Here is a 5,336-nt window from a genome sequence, read left to right on the forward strand (position 1 = left end):
CCACTACCGAAACACCGAAAGACCGAATCAACAAAAATATTGCTCTATATTCTGATTTCCTTCTCAAACCAAAAACTAAGACGTTGTAGTTTTACGGACAAGGAAAGACCGAAAGACCGAATCAACAAAAATATTGCTCTATTATTCTGAATTTCTCTCCAACCAAAAACTAAGACGTTATAGTTTTTCCACTACCGAAACACCGAAAGACCGAATCAACAAAAATATTGCTCTATTATTCTGAATTTCTCTCCAACCAAAAACTAAGACGTTATAGTTTGAGTACTAGGAAAGACCGAATTTGCAAGAAAGAAAAATATGGCGTTATATTCTGACTTTCTCTGAAATGAAAAACTAAAACGTTGTAGTTTTCGCACCAGGAAAGACCGAAGTTGTAAGAAACAGGACTTACGCACGAACACTAAATACACTGAGGGGGAATGCCATTCGCCCCTACATATGGCGTTTTTCAGGTGAATTTGCGTAAGTCCTGAAGAAAGAAAAATATTGCTCTATATTCTGAGTCTGTTTCAAACCAAAAACTAAGCTGAAAAAGTGCAAGGTTTTTGGCTGTTGTAGGCTCAAAATACTAATATAGCAATGAGCGCTGGTATATTTACAAATTGCAGAAGGGGCCAAATAGCTAAAATTTTATATTATAAGCAATTTATTCCCCCTGTTGCCTGTTGCCTGTTGCCTATTGCCTATTGCCTGTTGCCTTGCGCTATAAAACTCTTGAGTGGCCCAACATTTGTTAAATTGAAAATTGAGATAATATTTCTCTTATATCCCCCTATATTTAGCTGCTGAAAATGTACACTCACTCCAATCAATTGCAAGTAGTTTTACCTAGCTTAAAACAAGCAGGAATTGCTCAACGAATAGCCTTGGGACATATATACAAAATTCAATTCCTGAATAACGATTTATTAATAATCTGCGCCAGTGGTGGTACAAGCTTATACGATATCAATAATTGGCAGCGATTGTGGGATATCGACTCCCCGGCAAAATGTGGCACAATAAGTGACGATGGTACAACGCTAGCATTAGGTTGGGGTCAAAAAATTTATATTTGGGATTTACGCCAAAGGCAACTTTTGCGACAACTACAAATACAAACTGACGATGATATAACAATAACTTGTATTGCCATTAGTTCTCAAGGTCAATTTCTTGCCTGTGGAGATAATAAAGGTACTGTCAGGTTTTGGAATTTAGCATCGACAGCAGAGACTCCAGCGATGGAATTATCTTATCCTGAAGAAGAGTTAGAAGTAGTAAGTATCGCGATCGCTGCCGATGGTAAATTTCTAGCAGCTACATTTATAGATATAGGTGATGTTATAGTCTGGGAAACAGCATCTGCAACTCAAGTAAAAATGATGGCAGGGCAAACAGACTTTCCCTCTAATTTTGTATTTTCAAGTCCAGATGGCAGATTAATTGTTTGTGGGAGTAATGATTTACAAATATGGGATATGGTAGCAGGAACCGAGTCAAAATTTCTCGACTCATGGCATAACAATGCTGCTATTAGTTCTGACAGTCGCCTCCTAGCTGCTGACACTCAAATCTGGGATTTGGCATCACAAACAAAGATAGTGACATTACCCGGTCATCCTAGTTACATTGGTAGTATTGCCTTTAGTCCTAATGGTGCATTATTTGCTACTGGCAGTTTCGACCGAGTAGAGATTTCAGAAATTCCATCGGGAAAAACAATTACAACTCTGGAAACCCAAACAAATTTTTTCATCAAAAAAGTTGCTTTTACTTCTGATGGAAAATTTCTGGCAGTTGTCAGTCGTAATCAAGTCCAATTATGGAATATCCTTTCTGGAGAAAAGGTCAAAACAATAGTCTCAGATATGGAGTGGGTGCAAACAGTTGCATCTAATTCAAATGATTATTGTTTTGTTTTTGGGAGTAGTCAGATTTCTGATGGTAACTTTAATCTGATTTGCTTGTGGGGAAATCAATCAGAAACTTATATTCAGATACCCCGAAATAGTTGCCCGAAAATTATTGCTATCAGTCCAGACCTAAAATTAGTAGCATTTATCAATTCAGAACATCATCTAAGTTTATGGGAAATTGCATCAAAGCAAGTAGTCAAAAGTTTTTTGGGACATACAGACTATATTCAAAGTGTTGTTTTTAGTTCTGACGGTAAGTTTATGGCCTCTGGTAGCAATGATGGTACTGTGAGGTTATGGGATATTGCTTCTGAGACAGAAATCAAGATTTTGGAGGGTTGCGTTAATTGTATAGGTAATATTGCCCTCAGTAACAATGGTCAATTTCTGAGTTTTAGCAATTGTGAGCAAGTGCATTTATGGAATATGGTATCTCAGGGTGAAGTTACAGTTTTAGAAGGATATGACAATTCAGTAGAGAGTGTTGCAATTAGTCCAGATAGTCGGTTTTTGGCTGCTGGAGATAGGGATGGTATTGTCAAATTATGGGATACAAGATCGGCTACAGAAATTAAGGTATTGGCTGGACATACAGATACTGTCAACGGTATTGCTTTTAGTCCAGACAGTAAATTGATTGCGACAGGGAGTGAGGATGGAACCGTGAGATTATGGGAAATTTAGAAGGAAGAAGGAAGAAGAAAGAAGGCAGAAGGCAGAAGGCAGAAGGAAAAATCTCGCGTTGTCTGAGTTTTAAGCTTTTGATAAGCGTGATGTACACCCCGAAGCGGGCAAGATGCCCGCACTGGGAATATTCAATTGTTAATCTCTGTACCTCATAACGCGCGGAAACTTCTGTACACCCAATTAAACAGATTTGATATAACCCCAAGCAAGCAACAGTTTTTTTCACTCCCCTACTCCCCCACTCCGCTACTCTCCCTACTCCCCTACTCCCCTACTCCCCCACTCCGCTACTCTCCCTACTCCCCCACTCCGCTACTCTCCCTACTCCCCTACTCCCCCACTCCCCATTACTCCCAAGGCGATCGCGCCTGGTCTAATAAATTATATAACTCCTCACCTTCTATCACTTCTTGTGCTAAAATTTGCTGAGAAATATTTTCCAACAAATCTAGATTATGATTCAAAATATCTAAAGCTTCTTGATGAGCTTTCTCTACAATTTCCTTCACTTCATTATCAATTGCTTCAGCAGTTTTTTCACTCAATAAACGACGGGAATTAACCCCACCATTCGCCAAAAATCCTCCTTTGCCACTCCGTTCATAAGCTAAAGGCCCTAATACTTTACTCATGCCATAAGTTGTTACCATTTGCTCGGCAAAATCAGTAGCTTTTTGTAAATCTCCAGAAGCTCCAGTAGTAATATTTCCAAATATAATTTCCTCCGCTACACGTCCTCCCAAAAAAGTAGCAATTTGCCCTCTAATTTCTTGTTCATTTCTTAAAAATCTATCCTCAGTAGGAAGTTGCAAAGTATAACCTAATGCTGCCATTCCTCTAGGTACAATAGATATTTTTTCCACCTTACCACTACCAGGCATTATCGCCCCAACTAAAGCATGACCAACCTCATGATAAGCCACTATTTTCTTTTCGCGATCGCTCAAAACCCTACTTCTTTTTTCCAAACCAGCAATTACTCTTTCAATAGCTTCAGCAAAGTCTTTTTGTGCCACAGTTTGCCTTTGATTTCTAGCAGCTAATAAAGCAGCTTCATTAACAAGATTAGCTAAATCTGCACCGCCAAAACCAGAAGTTCTCACTGCTATTTTATGTAAATCTACATCTTCTCCTAACTTAACTTTTTTGCCGTAAATATTTAAAATTGCTTCCCGACCAGATAAGTCGGGGCGGTCTACTAATACTTGTCTATCAAACCTTCCCGGACGTAATAAAGCAGCATCTAAAGCTTCTGGACGGTTAGTAGCAGCTAAGATAATAACTGTCAAATCTCCGGCACCAAAACCATCCATTTCAGTTAATAATTGATTGAGAGTTTGTTCTCGTTCATCATTACCGCCACTGTGAAAATTCCCACTAGTTCTTGACTTACCAATTGCATCTATTTCATCAATAAAAATAATACAAGGAGCCTTCTTTTTTGCCTCTTTAAATAAGTCACGAACTCTAGCAGCACCAGTACCAACAAATAGCTCTACAAATTCCGAACCAGATATACTAAAAAAAGGTACTCCTGCTTCTCCGGCCACTGCTTTTGCTAATAAAGTTTTACCTGTTCCAGGAGGTCCGACTAATAATAAACCTTTAGGAATTCTAGCTCCAATTTCAGTGAACCGTTGAGGTGATTTTAAGAAGTCTACAATTTCTGTTAATTCTGTCTTTGCCTCTTCCACTCCAGCAATATCAGCAAAGGTAATTTTATCTGATTCTCCCTCGACATAAACCTTCGCTTTATTCTTACTCATTGACAGAGCGCCTTGAGAACCGCGATTCATAAAAAACTGAAATGCTAATACTAATATAATAGGTGGAATTACCCAGTTTAAGAGAATAGCAACCCAGCGACTTTGAGGTGGTGCAGCTTGAAATAAAACTTTATTATCTTCTAAACGCTGAAGTAATTGGGGATCATTTATTGGAGTAGTGACAAGTAAAGGTCCGGGTTTATTTTCTTCTCCTTTAAGACGATATAAAATTTTTTCTTCATCTATTTGAACCCCCACTACCTGTTCGTTTTCTACTTGTTGAATAAAGACACTGTAAGGAACACGAGGAGGTTTACGACGTGGCATTAATAAATATGCTGCTAATAACAGACCTGCCAAAATTAATAATGCATTGCCAATTTGACGCTTATTAGGAGTTTTTGGTTTCTTTTTAAGATTCATATTTATTGAGATATAATTGTGAACTGTAGATTCAAATATTCAAAAATTGAACGTTTATTTGAGACTAATACTTTATTATAGCAGTTTGAGAAATATTTGTTACAAAGAGGTAGGCTACTTCTTAGTAGTCAGGAGTCAGAATGAATGGCTTCAATATCATTTTTTAGACTGGAAATTATCTTGAATTATCTTTTTAGTTAAAGGGACATCTCCTATAAAATCTTTCAATCAGCCAAATTATTCGTAACATTCTTTTTTTAATTGGTATTACTATCTTGAAATTTACTGTAATATAAAATATGGAGTTTTTGCTAATTAATTTAAGATAATAGGGAACAGATAACAATTAAAAATCTTTTTTGCCAAGCAAACTTGGTCTAATATTTTCTAACAAAAAAAATCATAATCAAAAAGTATGGTACAAGAACTAATAACTGATACTAAACCAGAAATTATTTATCCAGAAAGTGATGGTCATTTCAGTTATCAGTTATCAGTTATCAGTTATCAGTACCTCTGCCTGTTTGCGCAGCATTCCGCA

2 protein-coding genes are annotated in these 5,336 nt (G+C 37.3%); one reads left to right on the top strand and one right to left on the bottom strand.

The features are described from left to right. The first annotated feature begins 812 nt into the window (after positions 1-812). Complete coding sequence (locus tag AC3DU7_RS24020) at positions 813-2,603, top strand: WD40 repeat domain-containing protein (protein WP_488041821.1); 1,791 nt, start codon at positions 813-815, stop codon at positions 2,601-2,603. A gap of 350 nt (positions 2,604-2,953) precedes the next feature. On the opposite strand, the gene ftsH is transcribed toward AC3DU7_RS24020, so the two are convergent. Continuing rightward, positions 2,954-4,795 (bottom strand): ATP-dependent zinc metalloprotease FtsH, encoded by a 1,842-nt coding sequence (gene ftsH / locus AC3DU7_RS24025; protein WP_488041822.1) that lies wholly within the window; start codon positions 4,793-4,795, stop codon positions 2,954-2,956. Positions 4,796-5,336: the final 541 nt, after the last annotated feature.

Source organism: Okeania sp., assembly GCF_983059655.1.